Here is a 2,708-nt window from a genome sequence, read left to right on the forward strand (position 1 = left end):
CAGCGGGGGTTCAAACTGGCGTAGGGGTCCTGGAAGATCATCTGGATGCGCCGGCGCAGCTGACGCCCCTGCGCGCTGCCATAGGCGAGGTGCGCATCCTGCCCGTCGAAAACGAAGCGCCCGCGCGTCGGGCGGTACAGCCCAACCAGCAAGCGGGCAACGGTGCTCTTGCCACAGCCCGACTCACCCACCAAAGCCAGGGTCTGGCCGCGCGGGATGTCGAAACTCACCCCGTCCACGGCGTGCAACCATTGGCGTGGCTTGCGCTCCAGCACGCGGTTGAGCCAAGGTGCGGACACGTCAAAGGTTCGGGCCAGATCCTCCACCACCACCAGCGGGGTGGCTGGGGTCGGGGACGCAGCGGGGGACGGCGCGGTGCGCGCCGGGTCGATGACAGGCGTACTCATCGGGGGGCCTCCGCCGTGGCCGGCACCTGCGCAAAGGGGGCCTCGGCATGCAGCCAGCAGGCGGCGCGGGTGGCGCCAGCAGGCATCAGTTCGGGACGCTGGTCGTGGCAGCGCAGCATGACTTGTTCGCAGCGCGGGTGGAAGGCGCAACCGCGCGGAATCTCGTTGAGGCGCGGCATGGCGCCGTCGATCTGGTGCAGCCGCTCGCGCTCCGTCTCCATGTCGGGGATGCAACTCATCAGACCGGCGGTGTAGGGGTGCGCGGGGCGGTGGATGACCGCGTGCACTGGACCGATCTCGGCCACCCGGCCCGCGTACATGACGGCCACGCGGTCGCAGGTCTCGGCGATCACGCCCATGTCGTGCGTGACCAGCATCACCGCCGCGCCGCGCTGGCGGCAGATGCGCTTGAGCAGCGTGATGATCTGCGCCTGGATCGAGACGTCCAGCGCCGTGGTCGGCTCGTCGGCCACCACCAGCTGTGGCTCGGCCGCCAGCGCCAAGGCGATGACGACACGCTGGCGCATGCCGCCCGAGAACTGGTGCGGATAGTGGTCGATGCGCTCCTCCGCGGCCGGAATGCCGGTGTCCTTGAGCAACTGGATGGCGCGCTGCCGTGCCTCGGCCGGCGAGACGTCCAGGTGCGTCAGGATGGTCTCGGTCAATTGGCGACCGATCGAGTAAAGCGGGTTGAGCGAGGTCAGCGGATCCTGAAAGATCGCGCCGATGCGCCGGCCGCGGATGCGGCGCATCTGCGCCGGCGGCAGGTGGTCGATGCGCTCGCCTTGCAGGCGGATCTCGCCGCCGGCGATGCGCCCCGGGGGCTCCAACAGGCCGATGATGGCCGCGCCGGTGAGCGACTTGCCGGCCCCGGATTCGCCCACCACCCCGAGAATTTCACCTGGAGCGATGTCGAACGAGACGCCATCGAGCGCGCGCAGCACGCCGTGGCGGGTGGGAAACTCCACCACCAAGTCCTTGACTTCGAGCAGTTTGTCCATAGGTGGGGCCTTTCGGTCAGCGCAAGCGCGGGTTGAGGGCGTCGCGCAGCCAGTCGCCCAGCAGGTTGACCGACAGGGCGATGATGACCAGCATCACGCCGGGGAAGATGGTGATCCACCACTCCCCGGAGAACAGGTAGTCGTTGCCGATGCGAATCAGCGTGCCCAGCGACGGCGAGGTAGGCGGTGCCCCCACGCCCAGAAAGCTCAGCGTCGCCTCGGTGATGATGGCGGTAGCCACCTGGATGGTGGCCAGCACCAACACCGGCCCCAGCACATTGGGCAGCACATGCCGGCGCATGATGCGCAGCGGTGCCACGCCGATGACACGCGCGGCCTGCACATACTCCTTTTGCCGCTCCACCAGCGTGGAGCCGCGCACCGTGCGCGCATATTGCACCCAGCCGGTCAGCGTGATGGACAAAATCAGCACACCAAAGGCCAGCGTCTCGTGCGCATTGGGAAACAGCGCCCGGCCCACGCCGGCGATCAGCAGCGCGATCAGGATGGCCGGGAACGACAGCATCACGTCGCACAGGCGCATCAGTAAGGCGTCCACCCAACCCCCCAGAAAGCCCGCCAGCAACCCGAGCGTGACACCCAACAGCACCGACAGCACCACCGACGCCAGCCCGACGAACAGCGAAATGCGAGCCCCATAGATCAGGGCCGACAGAATGTCGCGCCCCTGGTCGTCGGTGCCCAGAGGAAAGGCCCATCGACCCTCGGCATACCACGCCGGCGGCAGCCGGGCATTGCTCAGCTCCAGGCTGGCCAGATCGAACGGATTGTGCGGTGCCACCCACGGCGCGAACAGGGCGGCGAGTGCGCACACCAGCGCAATCAGCGCCGCAGCGATCGCCGTGGGCGACGTACGAAAGCTGTAGCCGATGTCGCTGTCCCACCAGCGCATCCACCAGGATTTCATGAACGTATCCTTCCTTTGTGGGGAACGGGTCCGCCGTCAGTGGCCGCCGGCCTTGTCGAGGCGCAGGCGCGGATCGACGGCGAAATACAGCAGATCGACGATCAGGTTGATGACCACGAAGATCAGCGCGATCAGGCATAGGTAAGCCGCCATCACGGGGATGTCGGCAAAAGTCACGGCCTGGATGAACAGCAGCCCCATGCCAGGCCATTGAAAGACCGTCTCGGTGATGATGGCAAAGGCGATCAGGCCGCCGAGCTGCAACCCGGTGATCGTCATCACCGGCACCAGCGTGTTCTTCAGCGCATGGCCGAAATGCACCACGCGATCGCTCAGGCCGCGCGCGCGCGCGAACTTGATGTAGTCGGTGCG

4 protein-coding genes are annotated in these 2,708 nt (G+C 67.2%); all 4 read right to left on the reverse strand.

The window, feature by feature from the left end; translation table 11 throughout:
* The coding region (locus Q0716_RS10805; protein ID WP_299023112.1) for an ATP-binding cassette domain-containing protein at positions 1 to 407 on the reverse strand (407 nt) is incomplete at its 3' end.
* Positions 404 to 1,408, reverse strand: a complete 1,005-nt coding sequence (locus Q0716_RS10810; protein WP_299023114.1) for an ABC transporter ATP-binding protein — start codon at positions 1,406 to 1,408, stop codon at positions 404 to 406. The genes Q0716_RS10805 and Q0716_RS10810, both read right to left, overlap by 4 nt.
* A 16-nt stretch (positions 1,409 to 1,424) precedes the next feature.
* Positions 1,425 to 2,336, reverse strand: coding sequence for an ABC transporter permease (locus Q0716_RS10815; RefSeq protein ID WP_299023115.1), 912 nt, complete (start codon positions 2,334 to 2,336; stop codon positions 1,425 to 1,427).
* Between the two features lie 36 nt (positions 2,337 to 2,372).
* The coding region (locus tag Q0716_RS10820) for an ABC transporter permease (RefSeq protein ID WP_299023117.1) at positions 2,373 to 2,708 on the reverse strand (336 nt) is incomplete at its 5' end.

The organism is uncultured Tepidimonas sp., assembly GCF_938045175.1.
GTDB lineage: Bacteria > Pseudomonadota > Gammaproteobacteria > Burkholderiales > Burkholderiaceae_C > Tepidimonas.

Bases quoted from the DNA above. Each gene is read 5' to 3' on its own strand.
- Q0716_RS10815 (WP_299023115.1), bottom strand. From the start codon at position 2,336: ATGAAATCCTGGTGGATGCGCTGGTGGGACAGCGACATCGGCTACAGC.
- Q0716_RS10810 (WP_299023114.1), bottom strand. From the start codon at position 1,408: ATGGACAAACTGCTCGAAGTCAAGGACTTGGTGGTGGAGTTTCCCACC.